Source organism: Vibrio sp. 9-16B-A1 (assembly GCF_056726165.1).
In genome coordinates, this window is the sequence record NZ_JBSDZD010000018.1 from 63,648 (window position 1) to 84,175 (window position 20,528).

Here is a 20,528-nt window from a genome sequence, read left to right on the forward strand (position 1 = left end):
GTAGGATATTTGTAGGGATTTTGTAATGTTGTAATTTTTAATCTGTACTCAATGTAGCAACTGGTCACATACAAAACAGGGATGTTTATCAAAAATTGCTGCTTAAAATCGGGGGGGTTTTGTGTGTCGGTCACAATTTCTAACAGTTTGTTTTTTAGTCAAAGCAAACCTTTGCGCCAGATCAAATTAATCATTCAGCAAAAAATAAAGTGAATTTTTGCTATTGATAAGTGTGTGATTTAGTGGGGTTTTTGCATTAAAAAGCCAGCGTGGAGCTGGCTTGGTAAGGCTTTTGGCCGGACGTGATGTCAGGTCAATTTTTTGTGCTTATCAGTGAACGGTTGAGTTGCCGCCGGCTGAATGACTAAAAATTTCCGCCACGTCAGATTCGTCAAACGAATAAGTCGTGCCGCAGTAATCACAATGTAAAGAAAGTGTTCCGCACTCGGCCAAAATGTCATTTATTTCAGAACGCTCAACATTCAGGATCGCCGCACCGCTGCGCTCGCGTGAACAGCCACAGTGGAATTCGACCGGCTGAGGTTCAAAGACTTTTACTGTTTCCTGGTTGTACAGGCGGTACAGTACGTCGTTTGCCTCAAGGCCAAACAGCTCTTCATTCTTGATGGTGTCAGTCAGCTGCTCCAGGTGCTCAAAGTCATCCGGGCTGCCGGTGCCGTCCGGCATTACCTGAATCAGCATTCCTGCTGCGTGCGGCTTGCCATCGTGCTCGCCCTGGCGAAGCCACAGGCGGGTTTTCAGCTGTTCTGAACGCTGGAAGTAGCTCTCCAGTACGTCTGCCAGGGTGTCACCTTCCAGGCCAACCACGCCCTGGTAGCGCTCGCCTTTGTTTGGCGTAATGGTGATCACCAGATGACCTTTGCCCATCAGATCGTGCAGGCCGGCATCATCGGCGATATCGCCTTCCCAGCGCGCTACGCCACGGACTTTCTGGTCGTGGTCGCCGTTGATCACGGCCAGTGATACCGGACCATCGCCCTGCAGCTGAAGGGTAATTGAACCTTCAAATTTCAGGGTTGCCGTCAGCAGTGTGGTTGCAACCAGAAGATCACCCAGCAGGTTCTTGACTGGGGCAGGGTATTCCTTGCTTGAAATAATCTTCTGGTACGTTTCATCCAGTTGTACCAGTTCGCCACGTACCGAAAGATCTTCGAACAGGTAGCGGTGCAACATGTTGTTGGCCATGGGTTTAGCTCCGGCTTATTGATGTTTAAATTTGATCAGATTACGACGCTGTTTCTTGTCCGGGCGTCGTTCCGGACTCGGGCTGTGCAGGGCGTTGAGTTTGTGCTTCTGGGCATTCTCTTCCCTTTTCTTGATGCTCTCTTCGGTTTCCCGGTAGAGCGTCTGGGCTTCCGGCGCACCACGGCGTTGATCCGACAGTTTTTCGATAATGACTGTCTTTTCTTCATTTCCCTGCCGAAGCGAGATCACAGCTCCGGTTTCGACAATTTTACTTGGCTTGCTTCTCTGGCCATTATAATGGACTTTACCGCCGTCAACCATATTACGGGCAATCGAACGGGTTTTATAAAAACGGGCCGCCCAGAGCCATTTATCCAGCCGAACTGCGATACTGTTTGAACTCATAGTAAATTCAGGCCTCTAATCGTTGACTTCAATGCTGAAATCAACAATGGTGGCAGTAAGGCGCTTTTTCAAGCGGGCAAAGCGGCTCAGGCCAGAAATGCCGGTGTATTAGCTTGTTTTTGTTTAGCAAAATATTAACAAGGCCTGACTTTATCTGTTTGTAGTGAGGCATAGCGCCCGCTTATGGAAATGTCATGATGATTTCGTATGACAAGCTGCCAGTCCTTGTGTAGGCTGACGGCCTTTCAGTATTCCGGTAAGAATTAGTAAGGACAGGGAACGCCAGCAATGCCAGCCCGTATGGTGCAACAACTCCAGCTCGATGCCATCTTAAACAAAGCTCTGACTTTTATCACAGGACATCAGGCCAGACTCAGTCTGCTGACGAGCCTGGGTCTTATCGCGGCTTCCGGCTGGCTGACCGGTCAGCTCGTCTGGAGCACCCTGGATGAAAGCCAGGCGCCGTCACGCTGGAGTCCGCCATCGGTGCGTCAGCAGGCGTCTGAGCATCAGTCGCTCTCCCTGAGCCCTCTTCTTAACGCTCATCTTTTTGGTCGCTACTCGGATAAACCGGTTGCCAAACCCGTCACGCCTCAGGTGGTGGATGCACCGAAAACCCGGCTTAACCTGACTCTGGTGGGTGCGGTCGCCAGCTCGGACCCGTCACGCAGTCTGGCAATCATTGCCAACCGTGGCAAACAGGATACTTATGGTGTTGGTGAAGTGATCGACGGTACCCAGGCTAAGCTAAAAGCGGTGCTGGCAGACCGGGCGATCATCGAAAACCAGGGCCAGGATGAAACCCTGATGCTGCAGGGCATCGAATACAGCAAACTTTCTCAGCAATCGCAGCGGGTTCCGCCTCCGGTAACCGGTGAGAGTACCGGCCGGGTTGACCGCAGCCGTCTGGAGCAGATCCGCTCGGAAATATCTTCAAACCCTCAGTCTGTCCTGAAGTATATTCGCCTGTCGCAGGTGCGCCGGGACGGAAAACTGATGGGCTACCGGGTGGCACCGGGCAGTCAGCGGGATCTGTTTGATTCCGTAGGGCTGAAAGACGGCGACATCGCCACCCAGCTGAACGGGGATGACCTGACTGACCCGGCGACCATGGGTAAACTGATGCAGCTGATGAATGAGCTGACAGAACTGAACCTGACCGTTGAGCGTGACGGTCAGTTGCACGACATATTTATTGAGTTTTAAGCGTACCGGCCAGGCAGGGCGAACACGTACGCAGTGGGAGAATCAAGTGAAACAGTGGTTTAGCAAAGGCGCATGGTTGCTGGCAGGGAGCCTTCTCTGCTCACAGGCAATAGCCAGTGAGTTCAGCGCCAGCTTTAAAGGCACGGACATTAAAGAGTTTATCAACACGGTCGGACGCAATCTGGAGAAAACCATTATTGTGGATCCGGCGGTGCGCGGCACTATCGATGTGCGCAGTTATGATGTCCTCAACGAAGAGCAGTACTACAAATTTTTCCTCAACGTTCTGGAAGTGTACGGCTTTGCAGCTGTTGAGATGGAAAACGGCGTACTGAAGATCATTCGCGACAAAGACGCCAAGACCTCTGCTGTCCCTGTAGTAGGCGACTCTCCAAGAGTTGAAGGGGATGCAGTGATAACCCGGGTGGTGGCGGTGCGCAACGTCTCAGTGCGTGAGCTGTCTCCGCTGCTGCGCCAGCTGAATGATAACGCTGGTGCAGGTAACGTGGTGCACTATGACCCGGCCAACATCATTCTGATCACAGGCCGTGCGGCGGTGGTTAACCGTCTGGCGGAAATTATCGAGCGGGTTGACCGTGCCGGTGATAAAGAGGTTCAGGTGGTGGAACTGCGTAATGCCTCGGCGTCTGAAATGGTGCGGATTGTTGAAGCTCTGAACAAGTCTTCTGATAACAAGAACATGCCTGCCTTCCTGCAGCCGAAGCTGGTCGCCGATGAGCGTACCAACTCGGTGTTGATCTCCGGTGACCCTCAGGTGCGTAAGCGTCTCAAGAAGCTTATCGAGCAGCTGGATGTGGAGATGGCCTCCAAAGGTAATAACCGCGTGGTCTACCTCAAATACGCCAAAGCCGAAGATATGGTGGAGGTGCTGAAAGGGGTATCTGAAAACCTGCAGGCGGAGAAGAGCAGTGGCTCGAAAAACAGCAGCCAGAAGCGCGGCGAAGTGATGATTGCGGCCCATGAAGGGACCAACTCACTGGTTCTGACCGCGCCACCGGATATTATGCGTGCGCTGGAAGAGGTGATTTCCCAGCTTGATATCCGCCGTGCCCAGGTGCTTATCGAAGCAATGATCGTTGAACTGGCAGAAGGTGATCTCGCCAACCTGGGGATTCAGTGGGGCAATATGAGTACCGGTGCGATGATCCAGTACAGCAACACCGGCGCGCCTATAGGCAGCGTAATGGTGGGTCTGGAAGAAGCCAAAGATACTGTTGAGAAAAAGCCAATTCGTGACAGTAGTACCGGAGCGATTAAGTACTACGAAGAAACAACTAAGAAGGGTGACTACAGCAAGTTAGCCTCAGCCCTTGGCGGGGTGAACGGTGCGGCTGTCAGCCTGATGATGGGCGACTGGACCGCGCTGATCAGCGCTGTGGCCAGCGATTCCAACTCCAACATCCTCTCTGCGCCGAGCATTACCGTGATGGATAACGGCGAAGCCTCGTTTATCGTTGGTGAAGAGGTGCCGGTCCTGACCGGTTCAACCGCCAGTTCGAGCAACTCCAACCCGTTCCAGACGGTGGAGCGTAAAGAGGTGGGCATCAAGCTGAAAGTGGTGCCACAGATCAACGAAGGTGACTCAGTCCAGCTGACCATTGAGCAGGAAGTCTCTAACGTACTCGGCGCCAACGGCGCGGTAGACGTGCGTTTTGCCAAGCGTCAGCTAAACACTTCAGTAATGATCAAAGACGGTCAGATGTTGGCGCTGGGTGGTCTGATTGATGAGCGTGCACTGGAGAGTGAGTCCAAGATCCCGCTGCTGGGTGACATTCCTGTGTTGGGGCATCTGTTCAAGTCCACCAGTACCCAGGTCGAGAAAAAGAATCTGATGGTGTTTATCAAGCCGACCATTATCCGCGATGGCGTGACGGCTGATGGCATCTCACAGCGTAAGTACAACTACATCCGTGCTGAGCAGTTGTTTAAAGCCGAGCAGGGCCTGAAGCTGATGGATGACAGCCATATCCCGGTACTGCCAAAGTATGGTGATGATATTCAGCATCCGCCGGAGATTCAGGCCTTTGTTGAGCAGCTGGAGGCCAAACAGTGAGTGAAGTGCAAGCCGTGACACGCCTGCCGTTTGCTTTTGCCAACCGGCACAAAGCCGCTCTGACACACGGTGAAGAAGCCGGCCAGCTGCCACAACTGCTGTATGTAGCGCCGCTGGCCCGTGAAACCCTGACCGAGGTCGCCCGGGTATGCGGCAGCCGCTTTACGCCGGTTGCCCTGAGTCATGAGGAATTTGATGCCCGCCTGACCGAGATCTATCAGCGGGATTCTTCAGAAGCCCGTCAGCTGATGGAAGACATCGGTGCCGACAACGACGACTTCTTCTCGCTGGCAGAAGAACTGCCGCAGAACGAAGACCTGCTGGAGTCGGAAGACGATGCGCCTATCATCAAACTGATCAATGCCATGCTGGGCGAAGCGATCAAAGAGGGCGCGTCGGATATTCATATTGAGACGTTTGAGAAAAGCCTCTCTATCCGCTTCCGGGTGGATGGTGTGCTGCGTGAAGTGCTGGCCCCAAGCCGTAAACTGGCTCCGCTGCTGGTCTCCCGGGTTAAGGTTATGGCCCGCCTGGATATCGCTGAAAAGCGTGTCCCGCAGGATGGCCGGATTTCGCTGCGTATCGGTGGCCGTGCTGTGGATGTGCGGGTTTCGACCATGCCCTCTTCACACGGCGAGCGGGTGGTAATGCGTCTGCTGGATAAGAACGCCACCCGGCTGGATCTGCACAGCCTCGGTATGACAGATAAAAACCACGACAGCTTCCAGACCCTGATCAAACGCCCGCACGGGATTATCCTGGTGACCGGCCCGACCGGCTCGGGTAAATCGACCACGCTCTATGCCGGTTTGCAGGAGCTGAACAGCACCGAGAGTAATATCCTCACCGTTGAAGATCCGATTGAATTTGATATTGACGGTATCGGTCAGACTCAGGTGAACCCGAAAGTCGATATGACCTTTGCCCGCGGCTTGCGCGCGATACTGCGTCAGGACCCGGATGTGGTGATGGTGGGCGAAATCCGTGACCTGGAAACCGCCCAGATCGCCGTTCAGGCTTCCCTGACCGGTCACCTGGTGATGTCCACCCTGCACACCAATACTGCAGTAGGTGCGATCACCCGTTTGCGGGATATGGGCATTGAACCATTCCTGATCTCTTCGTCGTTGCTCGGCGTGCTGGCCCAGCGTCTGGTACGTACCCTGTGTAATGACTGTAAGCAGCCTTATCAGGCCGATGACCAGCAGGCGAAACTGTTTGACCATCAGGGCGACAAGCCTCTGGTGCTGTATAAAGCGTGTGGCTGTGAAGCCTGTAACTACAAGGGCTACCGTGGCCGTACCGGCATCCATGAACTGCTGCTGATTAATGAGCAGATCCAGGAGCTGATCCATGCGGAAGCCGGTGAGCAGGCAATCGAACGTTATGTACGCGAAAACACCCCGGGTATCCGTGAAGATGGCCTGAGCAAGGTCGCACTGGGCATCACCACCCTTGAAGAGGTGATGCGGGTAACCAAGGAAGGCTGATGGCGGCATTTGAATACAAGGCGCTCGATGCCAGGGGTAAACAGAAAAAAGGCGTGATGGAGGCCGACAACGCCCGTCAGGTACGCCATAAGCTCAAAGAGCAGGGTTTGTTGCCGGTTGAGGTGAATCAGGCGAAAGGCAAATCCGGCGCGTCAGCCACCAAATCATCCGGAGGGATGAGCTTTCAGCGCGGGATCAAAACCAGTGACCTTGCGCTTTTAACCCGTCAGCTCTCTACCCTGGTCCAGGCCGGGATGCCGCTGGAAGAGTGTATCAAAGCGGTGGCCGAGCAGACCGAGAAGCCACGCATCCGCACTATGCTGATGGCGGTGCGCTCAAGGGTTATTGAGGGCTACACCCTGGCCGACAGTATGGCCGACTACCCGCAGGTGTTTGATGACCTGTTCCGCGCCATGGTGGCGGCGGGCGAAAAATCCGGTCACCTTGATAAGGTGCTCGACCGCCTGGCAGACTACGCCGAGAATCGCCAGAAGTTGCGCTCCAAGCTGCAGCAGGCGATGATTTACCCGACCATGCTGACCCTTATCGCGGTCGCGGTCGTGGCATTCCTGCTGGCAACGGTAGTTCCGACCATGGTGGAGCAGTTCCTGCACATGGGGCAGAAACTTCCTGCTTCGACCGAGTTTCTGCTGATGATGAGTGATTTTGTTCAGGACTGGGGTTTTGCCGTTCTGGGGCTGTTGCTGGTGGTGATTATTGGTCTGAAAATGGCCCTGCGCAGTCCGGGATTTCGCCTGGCGTGGGATAAGAAAATTTTGCGCCTGCCGGTGATCGGTAAGGTGGCGTCGGGGCTGAACACTTCCCGCTTTGCCCGTACCCTGTCCATCTGTTCCTCCAGTGCGATTCCGCTGCTGGACGGAATGAAAGTCGCGGCGGATGTAATGAGCAACCAGTACGTGAAACAGCAGGTACTGGAATCCGCTGACCGGGTCCGCGAGGGTGTCAGCCTGCGCAAATCTCTTGAGCAGACGAAGCTCTTTCCGCCTATGATGCTGCACATGATCGCCAGTGGTGAGCAGAGTGGCGAACTGGAGCAGATGCTCACCCGGGCAGCGGATAACCAGGACCGGGATTTTGAAGCCAAGGTCAACATGGCCATTGGTGTGTTTGAGCCGCTGCTGATCGTCAGCATGGCGGGCATTGTGATGTTTATTGTTATTGCGACCCTGATGCCAATCATCGAGATGAACAATCTGGTGTCGGGGTAGTTATTGTTAGCTTGCGGGAGTCGGGATTGCGAGAGGCGAGAGAGCAGCACTGTCTCGTTCCCCGTTTCTTTAAATCTCGCTTCTGAGTTTTTTTGGAGGAAATATGGGTAAAAAAATCAATAAGAAGCAGTCAGGTTTTACCCTGCTGGAAGTAATGGTGGTTATCGTGATTCTGGGTATTCTGGCCAGTTTCGTGGTGCCTAACCTGCTGGGCAACAAAGAGAAAGCCGATCAGCAGAAAGCGATCACCGATATCGTGGCGCTGGAGAATGCGCTGGATATGTACAAGCTGGACAACAGTGTTTACCCGACCACAGACCAGGGTCTGGAAGCGCTGGTAAGCAAGCCATCAGCCAGCCCAGAGCCGCGTAACTACCGTGATGGTGGTTACATCAAGCGCCTGCCAAACGACCCGTGGGGCAACCCATACCAGTACCTGAGCCCGGGCGATAACGGCAACATCGATATCTTTACCCTGGGTGCGGACGCACAGGAAGGCGGTGAAGGCGTGAACGCGGATATCGGTAACTGGAACATGCAGGACTTCCAGTAAGTCATGCGAATGCGTCAGGCGGGGTTTACCCTGATCGAGCTGCTGCTGGTGCTGGTTCTGCTGTCGCTGAGCGCGGTAGCGGTGATCGGCACTATGCCCGAAAGCAAAGACGATCAGGCTGAAGACCTTGCCCGGCGCTTCTACCACCAGATACAGCTGCTGAACGAAGAGTCGGTTCTCAATGGTTACGACTTTGGTATCTGGGTGGAAGAGGACAAAAACCGGTTTAAGTTCGGCAAGCTGATCGCCGATGGCTGGCGGCTTATAGACGATGACCCGCTCTACCAGGAAGTAAAACTGGACAAGGCGCTGGCCCTGCGCCTGCAGCTTGGCAGCAAAGCCTGGGGTGAAGATGACCGTTTGTTTAAACCGGGCAGCCTGTTTGACGACGAGATGTTTGCCACCGAAGAGCAGAAAAAGAAGCTGCCGCCACCTGAGTTGTTTGTCGCAGGCAGCGGGGATATCACCCCGTTTCAGATCGCCTTTTATCCCGCGAACGGGGATGACGTGAAAGACGCATGGCGGATCAAAGTAACCGAAGCAGGGGAAATAACCCTGCTGCGTCCGGGAGAAGTCGATGAAGAAAACTGATTCCGGTATGACCTTATTAGAAGTGCTGGTCGCACTGGCGATTTTCGCCACCGCTGCGATCAGCGTGATGCGCTCGGTTACCCAGCACATCAATACCCTGAGCTACCTGGAGCAGAAAACCTTTGCCTCCATGGTAGCGGATAATCAAATGGCCGGGGTGATGCTGACCAAACCGCCGTCTTCGGAAAAGAAAGGCAAGAGCGAAATGGCCGGGCAGACCTGGTACTGGAAAGTCACACCGGTAAAAACTTCTCTGGGGCTGATCAAAGCGGTGGATGTGTCTGTGGCTGAAGACAGGGATTATAAGAAACAGCTGGTGACGGTGAGAAGTTATGTTCTGCCGTAAGCGAAATAACCAGCGGGGTTTTACCCTGATCGAAGTGCTGGTGGCGATCGCCGTGTTTGCCAGCCTGAGTATGGCGGCTTATCAGGTGATAAGCCAGGTACAGCGCAGTAATGCCGTGTCGCAGGAGAAAACCGCCCGGTTGCAGCAGCTGCAGCGCGCAATGGTGTTTCTCGATGCGGATTTTCGCCAGATGACCCTGCGCCAGGTACGCAATGACGGTGAAGCGGCGCAGAACAGACTGATTCAGTATGGCGATTACGTGCTGGATTCGGATGAAAAGGGCGTGATGTTCGCCCGTGGTGGCTGGCTCAATCCGCAGCAGATTTTTCCCCGTGGTGAGGTGACCAAAGTGGGTTACCGCATCCGGGACAACAAACTGGAGCGGGTATGGTGGCGTTATCCGGATACGGTTTCCGGTGATGAGCCCCTTGTACGGGCCGTGCTTGATGATGTGGAGTCGCTCAGCCTGAAGTTTTATACCGGCAGCGAGTGGCAAAATGAGTGGGGTAAAGACAAAGCCCTGCCATCAGCGGTTGAGCTGACCCTGAAGCTGAAAGATTACGGTGAACTGACCCGGGTGTACCTGACACCAGGTGCGGAACTCGACAGCAGCAGCGATAAGGAGGACGGATAATGAAACGTTCTCAGGGCGTCGCGCTGATCGTCGTGTTGCTGTTGCTGGCGGTGATGACCACCATTGCGGCGACGATGTCAGAGCGGCTGTTTACCGGGTTTAAACGCGCCGGGAGCCAGGTAAGCCATCAGCAGGCCTACTGGTACAGCGTTGGGGTGGAGGCCCTGGCCAAAGCCGGGCTGGAGCAGAGTTACAAAGACAACGATACCATCAATCTCAGCCAGCCCTGGGCGATGGAAGAGAAAACCTATCCGCTCGATTATGGTGAAGCCAGCGGTCTGCTGACTGATATGCAGAGCTGCTTTAACCTGAATGCGCTCAGTAAGGTGGTGCCGGATGTGAATAATCCCGGTCAGAGCCCGTATCTGGTGAAGGTGCTTCGCTCCCTGCTGGAGCAGCAGAAGGTGGAAGCGTATCAGGCAGAAGTGATCGCGGACTCGGTGTGGGAGTATGTGGACAGCAACGATACCACCCAGTCAGGTGCCGGGGCAGAGTCGGGCAGCTATGAAGCCATGCAGCCGCCATACCTGACACCGGATGCCATGATGGCCGATGCCAGCGAGCTGCGGGCGGTCTATCAGGTCAGTGGCGATATCGCGCAGGCGATGTACGGGCTGGTGTGCGCGCTGCCCACCAGTGAGTGGAAGCTGAACGTGAACACCCTGACCGAAAAGCAGGCCGGGATCCTGGTGGCGCTGTTTCAGCCCTACCTGAGTGAGCAGAACGCTAAAGAGCTGATCAATAACCGCAAATACGATGGCTGGGACAGTGTGGACAGTTTTCTGTCTGAAGCGGCACTGTCGGGTATTGACCAGAAAATCCGCACCCAGGCTCAGCCTTATCTGGGAGTGGACAGTCGCTACTTTGAGCTGGATGCACAGATTATGGTGGAGCAGTCGCGGGTAAGAGTCCGCAGCCTGCTCTACAGCAAGGATAAAAAACAGGTGACGGTGATCCGTCGCCGATTTGGAGGAATGAGTGAGCGAGTTTCTGACCGTCAGGCTGACCAGTCAGCCGGGTGAGCCGATTCTTTGGGCGGTCTGGTCTTCCGGTAACCAGGAAGTGATCGCCAGCGGAGAGCTGCAAAACAGCGGGGAGTTGGCCTCACTGGCAGAGTATGCCGCGCAGCGTCAGACCCTGGTACTGTTACCGGGGGATCTGGTGATTCTGAAACAGGTCGCGATCCCGTCCGGGGCTGCACGCCAGTTTGACAGTATGCTGCCGTTTCTGCTCGAAGATGATATTGCCCAGGATGTCGATGAGCTGCATTTTCACGTATTGGCTAAAAAGGGTGACCAGGCCTTTATTTCTGCCGTTGACCGCAGCTATCTGAAGAGCGTGCTGGATGTTTTCAGCCAGGCCGGGATCAGCGTGCGGCGTGTAATGCCGGATTGTCTTGCCCTGCCGCTGGCCGAATCCGGGGTGAGTGCCGCACAGGTCGGTACCCAGTGGCTGTTGCGTAAAGAGCAAAACCTGGGTTTTGTGCTGTCGGCTGAGTGGCTGTCTCTGCTGGATGAGAAAGCTCTGGCAACCAGGCAGGCGGTTTCTGATGATGAGCAGGATGACGATGCTCAGTCTTCTGAGCCCCAGTCTGCAGAAACCACAGTCACCTGTTTTACACCACTGCCAGTGCAGGCCGAAAGTCTTGCCGGAGAGTGGCGAAGTGGTGAGCCGGAACTGGTGACCGCACTGCTGAGTAAAGGCGCGTTGGACAGCAAAGTGAACCTGCTCAGTGGCGAGTTCAAACCGGCCTCTTCCTGGCTGAAACACTGGAAAGTGTGGCGCAAAGTGGGCGTGGCAGCGGCGCTGCTGGTGGCCGTGATGGGTGCCAAAACCTGGCTGGAAGTCAGCAGTTATGAGCAGCAGGCCGCTCAGTACCGGACTGAAAGTGAGCGGATTTTCCGTACCATATTCCCGCAGAAGCGTAAGATCCCGACGGTGTCTTATCTGAAGCGTCAGATGGAAACCGAAGAGCGCCGTCTGTCTGGTGGCGGGGGTGATGATGGTCTGTTGATCTGGCTGGCTGAGCTGCCACAGGCGCTCAAAGCGGTTCCTCAGATGCAGGTCCAGAGCGTGAAGTATGACAGCTCGCGCGGTGAAATCCGCATTCAGGTCAGCAGCAATGATTTCCAGTCGTTTGAAGTGGTCCGGGTGGCACTTTCTGAGCAGTTTGACGTTCAGCAGGGCCAGCTTAACCGTAACGGTGAGCGGGTGTTTGGCAGCTATGTGATCAGGAGGAAGTCATGAGCAGTATTCTTGCCTGGTGGCATTCGATCAGTAAGCGTGAGCAGCAGCTGGTGCTGATCTGTCTGGTGTTTTCGCTGGCAGGTGGTCTCTACTGGGGCGTGGTATCACCGCTCAGTCAGCGGGCCGACAGTGCCATGCAGCGCATTCAGTCTGAGAAGCAGCTTCTTGGCTGGGTAAAAAACAAAGCGGATACCATTATGACCCTGCGTGGTAGCGGTGGCTCAGCGCCATCGGCGTCCTCTCAGCCGCTGAATCAGGTGGTATCAACAACCAGTCGCCGCTTTAAAGTCGACCTTATTCGTATGCAGCCGCGTGGCGACAGCCTTCAGGTCTGGATCCAGCCGGTGCCGTTTAATCAGCTGGTGAACTGGCTGGCGTTTATGCGCGAGCAGCAGGGGCTGGAAGTCGAGTTTCTCGATATCAGCCGCACCGACACCAATGGCATGGTGGAAGTGAGCCGACTGCAGCTGAAGCGGGGAGGCTGATGATGAAACGGGTTTTGTTATATCTGTTCGTGTTTATCTTTGGCCTGCTGGCAGCGCTGGTGGCCTATCTTCCGGCGTCACTGGTGGTGAAACAGCTGCCACGTATCGGCGGGCTTCAGCTGGAAGGGGTTTCCGGCACCGTCTGGAAAGGGAGCCTTTCCAGCCTGAAATGGCGTGGTCAGAACTACGGTCAGGTCAGCTGGGATTTTCAGCCGGGCGCGCTCCTGGGCGCAAAAGCGGAATATCAGCTGCGTTTTGGTCGTGGCAGCAGTATTAAACTGACCGGCAAGGGTGTGGCGGGGATTGGGTTCTCCGGTCCATATCTGCAAAACGTTGTCGCTTCACTGCCGGCCACTCAGGTGATGGCTTATGCGCCACGTCTGCCTGTACCGCTGGAAGTGGGCGGTCAGCTTGAACTGACGCTTAACGAGCTGACACCGGGAACGCCATGGTGCAAGAGCGCGAAAGGTGCTCTGGTATGGAATGCAAGCCAGGTCGGTACGCCACTGGGTGAGCTTGCGATGGGGCCGGTGATCGCCGATCTCAGCTGTGTGGATAACAAGCTTACCGCTGAAGGCGGTCAGCAGAACGGTCAGCTGAGCAGTGAGTTCAGCGCAAGCCTGACGCCGGACCGTGTTTATCAGGCCAGCGGCTGGTTTAAACCCGGCGCTGAGTTCCCGTCTGGCCTGGCCGGACAACTCTCCTGGCTGGGTAACCCGGATGGCGAAGGCCGTTATCCGCTGCGCTATTCCGGCCGTTTCTGATCCAATCCCCGTTTAAAGTATCTGACCTGAGTGGCTTTCCACTCCGGTCAGGGCTGTTATGATGTTATAAAACCGCCGCACGGATCCCGTCATGTCAAAGGATAAAAAACCACAAATCCTGGCCACAAACCAGGTCGCGCAATCTAAACTGTTTACTATAGAGAGCCTGGATTTACGCTTTTCTAACGGTGCCCTGCGTACTTATGAGCGGATGAAGCCATCCGGCCGTCATGCTGTGATGGTCGTTCCGGTGACAGAGCAGGGTGATCTGCTGCTGGTTCGCGAATACGCAGCGGGAACAGACCGTTATGAACTTGGTTTTCCCAAAGGCCTGATTGACCCGGGAGAGGAGGCACACGATGCCGCCAACCGGGAGCTGAAAGAAGAGATCGGTTTTGGTGCCCGTGAACTGGTGCCGCTCAAGCAGGTGGTGCTGGCTCCCTCCTATTTTTCAAGCCAGATGACGTTGTTCCTTGCCCGTGACCTCTACCCGGAAAGTCTGGCCGGGGATGAGCCGGAACCGCTGCAGCTGGTGAAGTGGCCTCTGGCCCAGGCGGATGATTTGCTTACCCACCTGGATTTTTGTGAGGCACGCAGTATTACCGCATTGTTGTTAGCTCAGCGCTACTTGCAGCACGCTGCTGAGTAAGGAAAGTATTATGGCGCAGGATTTTTCGTATCTGTTGGATGACGCTGTCCGGGTGGCCCGCTCCGCCGGTCAGCTGATCCTGGAAATTTACCAGAACAAAGACTATCAGGAGTTCACCAAGTCCGATCAAACGCCGGTCACCAGTGCAGACCTGGCGGCCCATAAGCTGATCGACCGTGAACTCAGTGCCCTGACGCCGGATATTCCGGTTCTGTCAGAGGAGGCGGCGGATATCAGCCTTGCCGAACGGGCTAAATGGCCGACCTACTGGCTGGTGGATCCGCTTGACGGTACTCAGGAATTTATCGCCCGCAGCGGGGACTTCGCGACTATCATTGCCCTGGTACACAACAATCAGCCGGTGATGGGTGTGGTGTACGCGCCGGTATCGGGGGTGACTTACTATGCCTGCCATGGCAAAGGCGCATGGAAAATGCCACAGCCAGGTGAGCGCATTGCGATTGAAACCCACCGCCATACTGAGAAGAGTGACAGCCTGTCGATTGCGATCAGCCGCCGTCAGAACATCAATTCACTGACCCGGCGTATGTCGCCAGAGTGGAACTATGACCTGGTACCGCTGGGCTCGGCTTCACTCAAAGCCTGCCTGGTCGCAGAAGGTGCAGTGGACTGTTACGTACGCCTCGGCCCGACCGGAGAATGGGACACCGCCGCCACCCAGTGCATTGTGTCTGAAGCGGGCGGAAAGATCCTGAGCACCCAACTTGAGCCGCTTTCCTACAACGAGCGCGAAACCCTGGAAAACCCGAACTTTATTGTTTTGGGGGATGCGGAGTTGCCTTGGGAGAGGATATTGGTGGAAAAATAAAAACCGCTGTTGCGGTTTTTGGCTCGGGGCTCTTGGCCCTGGGCTCTGGGTTGAGAGCGCTGAGAGTTTTTCAAAACACTCAGCGCTTTTTTTATTGACGCCAGACCGGAGAGGTCAAACAATCTTGCAGCGCCCAGCGCCCAGCGCCCAGCGCCCAGCGCCCAGCGCCCAGCGCCCAGCGCCCAGCGCCCAGCGCCCAGCGCCCAGCGCCCAACTATTTAATAGTACGAATGCTCCCCACGCGCGTGCTCAGTCGCATCACGCACAGCGGTCAGTTCGCCTTCAAACTGCTGCAGAAGTTCTTTCTCGATACCTTCTTTCAGGGTCACGTCTACCATTGAACAGCCATTACAGCCGCCGCCGAATGCCACCAGGGCGATACCGTCTTCGGTGATCTCAACCAGGCTCACGTGACCGCCGTGACCGGCCAGTTGCGGGTTTACCTGGGTCTGGATAGCGTATTCAACGCGCTCGGCCAGAGGGGCGTCATCCGCCACTTTGCGCATTTTGGCGTTCGGGGCTTTCAGGGTCAGCTGAGAACCCATTTTGTCTGTCACGTAGTCGATTTCTGCGTCTTCCAGAAATGGCAGGCTCAGCTCATCGATGTAAGCAGAGAAAGGTTCGAACGGGAACTCAGTATCCGTCGCTTCCACGGCTTCCGGCGGACAGTAAGAAACGCCACACTCAGCGTTTGGTGTGCCAGGGTTGACCACGAAAACGCGAATATTGGTGCCTTCCGGCTGTTGTTCCAGAAGCTTGGCAAAGTGCGCCTGGGCACTCTCAGAGATAGTAATTGGATTTGACACGACGAATACCTGACTTTTTTTGTAAACTATTAGCTTTATTTTACTCCTGCGTGGCGATTGATCCAGCTTTTTAGTGCCGGTCTGTCAGTCGCCTGGTTCAGGAGTTCTGCTTAAGCAATAAATATCAATGGTTTCTACCCCGACTTCAAGCAGTAATTGGCATAATTGCCGCAGCGTACTGCCGGTGGTAACCACATCATCGACCAGGGCGACGTGGCGGACATGTGGTGGGGAGACCAGTCTGAATGCGTTACGCAGGTTGGTTTGGCGCGCCTGTTTACTCAGGTTGCGCTGGGACGGTGTTGGCCGGGTTCGGCGAAATACGCCGGGCTGATAGTGACTGCCGGGCATCTCGCGGGCCAGCGCCCTGGCAAGCCGGTCGCTCTGGTTATAGCCACGCCTGAGAAAGCGCTGCCAGTGCAGCGGAACAGAGATAAGTACCGGCGCAGGGCCGGTAATTTGTTTTGCCAGCAGCGGGGCGAGAAAGTCGGCCTGCCAGAACTGATGATGAAACTTGAGCTGGTGAATCAGGCTGCTCAGTGGTGGCCGGTAAGCGCCGAGGTGATAAAGGTGTCGCCAGGGTGGTGGCTGCTTGAGACAGACACCGCAATGCTCCTGATTGCCGGGCGTTGCCAGTCCACAACGCCGGCAGTGTGGCTCCGGCAGAAGCAACTGTCTGCAATACTGGCACCATGGCCCGGGTTTGGCCGGGTCAATCTTCAGACCACACAGTCCGCAGATTGGGTTAAAGTAGGGCAAAGGTAATGGTTTAAACCACATATTGCTTTCAGGCTGACGGGAGTTGGGTCAGTGTGCCAGCCCGCCAGTCGTTAGTTGGCTGAAATTAGTATGAATTAAGGAAGGATGAAAATGAGCGCTTCGCTTTACTGGCATACTCAGGGAAGTGGTGCCGATCTGGTGTTGCTGCATGGCTGGGGTATGAATGGCGCCATCTGGCATCAGGTGGCCGATCTGCTGAGTGAGCACTTTACTGTTCACTGCGTGGATATGCCGGGCTACGGTCACAGTAATCATCTTGCCTGTGATGATATTCAGGCGATGGCGGAGAAGATCATGGCCCAGGCACCACAGAAAGCGATCTGGCTTGGCTGGTCACTGGGTGGACTGGTGGCCACGTGGGCGGCGCTGCATCATCCGCAGCGGGTCAGCAAGCTGGTGACGGTCGCCAGTTCGCCAAAGTTCGCGGCTGAGCGTCCGTGGCGGGGGATCCAGCCACAGGTGCTGGATGCGTTTACCGGTCAGCTGATGGAGGACTTTGAGAAGACCATTGAGCGCTTTATGGCCCTTCAGGCGATGGGCAGCCCGACTGCGCGGCAGGATGTGCGCCAGCTGAAACAGGCAGTGTTGTCGCGGCCAATGCCGGCGCCCGAGGCTCTGATGCGCGGGCTGAAAATGCTGGCAGATGTGGATCTCAGGCACCGCCTTGAAGAGCTGAAGATGCCGTTGCTCCGCCTTTATGGCCGCCTTGATGGACTGGTGCCGGTGAAAGTGGCTTCAGATGTGGATACCCTGCACCCCCAGAGCGAGCAGTTCACCTTTCAGGACTCTTCTCACGCCCCCTTTATGACTGAACCGGATAAATTTTGTGCGCAAATTGTGCAATTTGGCTATAAATAAAACAGTGATAGTGCCGATATAGCATATAGGCAGCCGGTAAGCTGCCATCATCCGGGAGTTTTTCCGGTGAAAATCTGCTTATCGAGGAGGTTTGTCATGATAGTGAACCCGACCAGTGCCAGCATTCCGCTGATCGCGCCGTCGGTAAACGTGCAAACCGAGCAAGTGGCCCGGGATAATAAAGTCCGCGAGCCGGTGACCCCGACGGTACACCTGACCAAATCCAGTGCGGAGCGCCAGGCGACGCTGGAGGAGAAACGGCGTAAGCGGGCCGCCTGGGAAGGGGATGAATATCCGGAATACGACCTGGAACACACTGAAGGGGAAGCAACAGCAGAGGCCAAAGATGTACTTGAACGTATGTTTGAGCTTCTCGCACTGCAAACCTACAGCAAAAAACAGGGAATGGGATACACCATACGTTTCCGCCTGCCAAAGAAGGTGTTGGAGCAGGCGCTGAGTGAAGGCCAGATGGCCCAAAGGCGTACGGTGATTAAATACCACTATGGCCACTCGGTCGCACCACACAGTCCATCGGAGGTGATTGCGGTGACTTAATAAGGCCCTCGGCGCTGGGCGCGGGGTACTGGGCAGGCACGCTGAAAGTCAGGTGAAAACAAATTAATGTTATTTGTTGACCAAACTCAGAAATGCATAAAGCTTGCAGAGCCCAGAGCCCAGAGCCCAGAGCCCAGAGCCCAGAGCCCAGAGCCCAGAGCCCAGAGCCCAGAGCCCAGAGCCCAGAGCCCAGAGCCCAGAGCCCAGAGCCCAGAGCCCAGAGCCCAGAGCCCAGAGCCTGGTAACCTAGAACCTGCCCACCCCTTCCGCTACAATGCATCCAATATCCTGAATTTACAGACGTCATGTTCCAGACCATTCAACAAGACAAGCAGACCATCTGGTTTGATCCTGAGCTGTTGCCACAGGCGGCGGCAGAGCATTTTGAGCCGGAGTACTGGCAGCAGGCAGGCAGGGTGACCGGCAGCGCCACCGGGCGCGGTACAACCTGGTTTGTGCAGCTGGAATCTGCCGGGGCAGCGCTTCGCCATTACCGCCGCGGAGGCCTGTTTGGCCGGCTGGTTAAAGATCACTACTGGTTTGCTGGCTGGGAGCAGACCCGCTGCTACCAGGAACTGGCGCTGCTCAGCCACCTGAGAGAAGCCGGGGTCAACGTACCGCGCCCGGTGGCTGCCCGGGCGGTGAAACGTACCGTCTGCTATCAGGCCGATATCCTGACTGAGAAGGTTCCGGGAGCTCAGGACCTGGTGGATATACTGCAAAGCCATTCGCTGCCGGAAGAGCGCTATGTCGCGATTGGTCAGCAGATCCGCAAAATGCATAATGCCGGTGTGAACCATACCGATCTGAACATCCACAACATCCTGCTCGACAGCGAGAACGTGGTATGGATTATCGATTTTGACAAGTGCCGCCGCCAGGGCGGCACTGACTGGCAGCAGGGGAATCTGGACCGCCTGCTGCGTTCGTTTAATAAAGAGTTAGCCAAGCGGGCTATCCGGTGGCAGCCCGAAGAGTGGCAGGCATTGATGGATGGCTATCAGCAAGAGACAAAGAGAAGCGTATGAACATTTTGATGGCCTTGTCGCAATTGGAAGTCACCGGTGCAGAGGTGTACGCCACGACTGTGGGGGATGAGCTGACAGCCCGGGGACATAATGTAACTTATGTTTCCGATACCCTGACCAAACCGCATAAAGGGGATTACTTCAGGCTGGCGTTTAATAAACGCAGCGTGTTCCGCCGTTTTTGGCACGTTGGCTATCTGATTTATCTTATTAAAAAGCACAATATCCAGCTGGTACACGCTCACTCGCGTGCGTCGAGCTGGAGCTGTCATATTGCCTGTAAGCTGACGGGTACACCTATGGTTTCAACTGTGCATGGTCGTCAGCCTGTTCACGCTTCCCGTAAGCGCTTTCACGCCATGGGCGACAAGGCTCTGCCGGTGTGTGAGGCGATCTTCAGTCAGCTGGAAAGCGAACTGGAAGTACCGGCAGAGGCCATGCAGATCAGCCGTAACGGCATTCATACCGAAGACTTCAAACGTACCGCATCGCCCCAAAACAGCAAGCCGGTTATCACCATCATAGGGCGTTTGAGTGGCCCGAAAGGCGACCTGTGTTACCGCCTGTTGGATGAGTGTCTGGACTCAGAGCGCTACCATATTAAAGTTGTGACGGGGACGGAATTTAATTCCCGCTTTGAGCGTTTCAGGGAGTCGGTGGAGTTCACAGGTTACACTAACGACGTACCAGCGGTGCTGGCCCAGTCGGATCTGGTGATTGGCGCAGGCCGGGTGGCGATGGAGTCACTGCTGTGCGGCAGACCGACTCTGGCGGTGGGCGAAGCGAAGTGTGTCGGTATCGTCGATGAAAGCAATGTTGATACGGCAATGGCGACTAACTTTGGTGACATTGGCCCGGTTGACCTTGATATCGATTTTAGCCAGATCGCGGGCATCGTTGAAAAGGGCCTGAGTCAGCCGCACTGCTCAGAAGCGGTGACGGAAACAATACGTCAGAACTATGAGCTGACCAATGTGGTGAGTCAGCTCGAACAGATCTACCAGAGTGTGGTTGTTCACCGCCGTCAGAAAGAGGTGCCGGTAGTGATGTATCACCGCTTTATCAGCGATGAATCCGGTAAAGGGGTGAACGGAACCTATATCGATATCGCAATGTTCGATAAGCATCTGGCGATGCTGAAAAAGCTGGGTTACGAGACGCTGACGTTTGAAGATCTGAATAAGAGCCGCCTGATCGATCGTCTGGCTCCGGGCAAAAAGTATATTATGCTGACCGTGGATGACGGCTATGCCGACAACCTGGAGCTGATGTTGCCTGTCCTTAAAAAATACGGTTATAAAGCGGTAGTGTATGTGGTGACCGGCGAAACTTATAACCGCTGGGATGTCGAGGGTGTGGCAGAGCCTGATACGAAGGTGTCCCTGATGAGCCTGGAGCAGGTCAAAGCGCTGGCGGATTCCGGTCATGTTGAAATTGGCGGGCATACTCTTTCTCATCCTAAGCTGTCAGCATTGTCTGAAGAAGCGCAGAAGCACGAGATTGAAGAAAACAAGCGCCAGCTTGAAGGCCTGCTGGGTAAGCCGCTGCTCTCTTTTGCTTATCCTTATGGCGACCACGATGAACGCACCAAACAACTGGCTAAAGACGCCGGTTATAAGTATGTGGTTGCGACGGACTCAGGTCCGCTGGCGATGCATGAGGACCAGTTTCAGATCCGCCGGATTGCGATTTTCCCGCGTACCGATGTATTTGGTTTCTGGCGCAAGGTGCGCGGCAACTACACTTTCAGACGTGCGAAGCGATAAATCAGTGATAAAACAAAGCCCCGG

The 20,528-nt window shown here is 55.3% G+C and carries 22 protein-coding genes; 18 read left to right on the forward strand and 4 right to left on the reverse strand.

The window, feature by feature from the left end:
- Positions 1–330: 330 nt before the first annotated feature.
- Together hslO and hslR are read right to left on the reverse strand one after the other, a co-directional pair.
- Positions 331–1,206, reverse strand: a complete 876-nt coding sequence (gene hslO, locus ACVB80_RS21805; RefSeq protein ID WP_481083398.1) for an Hsp33 family molecular chaperone HslO — start codon at positions 1,204–1,206, stop codon at positions 331–333.
- Positions 1,207–1,221: 15 nt separating this feature from the next.
- Positions 1,222–1,611 carry a ribosome-associated heat shock protein Hsp15 gene (gene hslR, locus ACVB80_RS21810; protein WP_481083399.1) on the reverse strand — a complete coding sequence of 130 codons (390 nt, stop codon included), beginning with the start codon at positions 1,609–1,611 and terminating at the stop codon, positions 1,222–1,224.
- A 288-nt stretch (positions 1,612–1,899) separates the two neighbouring features.
- On the opposite strand from hslR, the gene gspC reads away from it, so the two are divergent.
- From gspC to cysQ, 14 genes are all read left to right on the forward strand, one after another.
- Positions 1,900–2,817, forward strand: coding sequence for a type II secretion system protein GspC (gene gspC, locus ACVB80_RS21815; RefSeq protein ID WP_481083400.1), 918 nt, complete (start codon positions 1,900–1,902; stop codon positions 2,815–2,817).
- A 46-nt stretch (positions 2,818–2,863) separates the two neighbouring features.
- Complete coding sequence (gspD, locus tag ACVB80_RS21820) at positions 2,864–4,891, forward strand: type II secretion system secretin GspD (RefSeq protein WP_481083401.1); 2,028 nt, start codon at positions 2,864–2,866, stop codon at positions 4,889–4,891.
- Positions 4,888–6,381: a type II secretion system ATPase GspE gene (gene gspE, locus ACVB80_RS21825; RefSeq protein ID WP_481083402.1), complete on the forward strand. Its 1,494-nt coding sequence runs from the start codon at positions 4,888–4,890 to the stop codon at positions 6,379–6,381. The genes gspD and gspE overlap by 4 nt, the downstream gene beginning before the upstream one ends.
- Positions 6,381–7,610 (forward strand): type II secretion system inner membrane protein GspF, encoded by a 1,230-nt coding sequence (gene gspF / locus ACVB80_RS21830; protein WP_481083403.1) that lies wholly within the window; start codon positions 6,381–6,383, stop codon positions 7,608–7,610. The genes gspE and gspF overlap by 1 nt, the downstream gene beginning before the upstream one ends.
- 103 nt (positions 7,611–7,713) lie before the next feature.
- Positions 7,714–8,163: a type II secretion system major pseudopilin GspG gene (gene gspG, locus ACVB80_RS21835; protein ID WP_481083404.1), complete on the forward strand. Its 450-nt coding sequence runs from the start codon at positions 7,714–7,716 to the stop codon at positions 8,161–8,163.
- A 3-nt stretch (positions 8,164–8,166) separates the two neighbouring features.
- On the forward strand, positions 8,167–8,754 hold the full coding sequence (locus tag ACVB80_RS21840) for a prepilin-type N-terminal cleavage/methylation domain-containing protein (protein WP_481083405.1): 588 nt from the start codon (positions 8,167–8,169) through the stop codon (positions 8,752–8,754).
- Positions 8,741–9,100: a type II secretion system minor pseudopilin GspI gene (gspI, locus tag ACVB80_RS21845; protein ID WP_481083406.1), complete on the forward strand. Its 360-nt coding sequence runs from the start codon at positions 8,741–8,743 to the stop codon at positions 9,098–9,100. The genes ACVB80_RS21840 and gspI overlap by 14 nt, the downstream gene beginning before the upstream one ends.
- Entirely contained in the window at positions 9,087–9,734 is a 648-nt protein-coding gene (gene gspJ, locus ACVB80_RS21850) for a type II secretion system minor pseudopilin GspJ (RefSeq protein ID WP_481083407.1), read from the forward strand. The genes gspI and gspJ overlap by 14 nt, the downstream gene beginning before the upstream one ends.
- Entirely contained in the window at positions 9,731–10,756 is a 1,026-nt protein-coding gene (gspK, locus tag ACVB80_RS21855; RefSeq protein ID WP_481083425.1) for a type II secretion system minor pseudopilin GspK, read from the forward strand. The genes gspJ and gspK overlap by 4 nt, the downstream gene beginning before the upstream one ends.
- Positions 10,713–11,981, forward strand: coding sequence for a type II secretion system protein GspL (gene gspL, locus ACVB80_RS21860; protein ID WP_481083408.1), 1,269 nt, complete (start codon positions 10,713–10,715; stop codon positions 11,979–11,981). Before gspK ends, gspL begins: the two co-directional genes overlap by 44 nt.
- Positions 11,978–12,466, forward strand: coding sequence for a type II secretion system protein M (locus ACVB80_RS21865; RefSeq protein ID WP_481083409.1), 489 nt, complete (start codon positions 11,978–11,980; stop codon positions 12,464–12,466). Before gspL ends, ACVB80_RS21865 begins: the two co-directional genes overlap by 4 nt.
- Positions 12,467–12,468: 2 nt before the next feature.
- The gene (locus tag ACVB80_RS21870; RefSeq protein WP_481083410.1) at positions 12,469–13,230 is read left to right on the forward strand and encodes a type II secretion system protein N; all 762 of its coding nucleotides are present in this window, start codon (positions 12,469–12,471) and stop codon (positions 13,228–13,230) included.
- A gap of 91 nt (positions 13,231–13,321) precedes the next feature.
- Positions 13,322–13,879 carry an ADP compounds hydrolase NudE gene (gene nudE / locus ACVB80_RS21875; protein ID WP_481083411.1) on the forward strand — a complete coding sequence of 186 codons (558 nt, stop codon included), beginning with the start codon at positions 13,322–13,324 and terminating at the stop codon, positions 13,877–13,879.
- Between the two features lie 10 nt (positions 13,880–13,889).
- Positions 13,890–14,708 carry a 3'(2'),5'-bisphosphate nucleotidase CysQ gene (gene cysQ, locus ACVB80_RS21880; RefSeq protein ID WP_481083412.1) on the forward strand — a complete coding sequence of 273 codons (819 nt, stop codon included), beginning with the start codon at positions 13,890–13,892 and terminating at the stop codon, positions 14,706–14,708.
- Between the two features lie 218 nt (positions 14,709–14,926).
- Here the strand turns inward: cysQ and nfuA are convergent, their stop codons facing one another.
- Complete coding sequence (gene nfuA / locus ACVB80_RS21885; RefSeq protein WP_481083413.1) at positions 14,927–15,514, reverse strand: Fe-S biogenesis protein NfuA; 588 nt, start codon at positions 15,512–15,514, stop codon at positions 14,927–14,929.
- A gap of 84 nt (positions 15,515–15,598) precedes the next feature.
- On the reverse strand, positions 15,599–16,294 hold the full coding sequence (locus ACVB80_RS21890; RefSeq protein ID WP_481083414.1) for a ComF family protein: 696 nt from the start codon (positions 16,292–16,294) through the stop codon (positions 15,599–15,601).
- A 90-nt stretch (positions 16,295–16,384) separates the two neighbouring features.
- Between ACVB80_RS21890 and bioH the strand changes: the two genes are divergently transcribed.
- The 4 genes from bioH (at position 16,385) to ACVB80_RS21910 (ending at position 20,504) form a co-directional block, all read left to right on the forward strand.
- Positions 16,385–17,152, forward strand: coding sequence for a pimeloyl-ACP methyl ester esterase BioH (bioH, locus tag ACVB80_RS21895; protein WP_481083415.1), 768 nt, complete (start codon positions 16,385–16,387; stop codon positions 17,150–17,152).
- 96 nt (positions 17,153–17,248) lie between these two features.
- Complete coding sequence (locus ACVB80_RS21900) at positions 17,249–17,710, forward strand: ATP-dependent Lon protease (RefSeq protein ID WP_481083416.1); 462 nt, start codon at positions 17,249–17,251, stop codon at positions 17,708–17,710.
- A gap of 305 nt (positions 17,711–18,015) precedes the next feature.
- Positions 18,016–18,738 (forward strand): 3-deoxy-D-manno-octulosonic acid kinase, encoded by a 723-nt coding sequence (locus ACVB80_RS21905; protein WP_481083417.1) that lies wholly within the window; start codon positions 18,016–18,018, stop codon positions 18,736–18,738.
- Positions 18,735–20,504: a bifunctional glycosyltransferase family 4 protein/polysaccharide deacetylase gene (locus tag ACVB80_RS21910; RefSeq protein WP_481083418.1), complete on the forward strand. Its 1,770-nt coding sequence runs from the start codon at positions 18,735–18,737 to the stop codon at positions 20,502–20,504. The genes ACVB80_RS21905 and ACVB80_RS21910 overlap by 4 nt, the downstream gene beginning before the upstream one ends.
- Positions 20,505–20,528 lie beyond the last annotated feature (24 nt).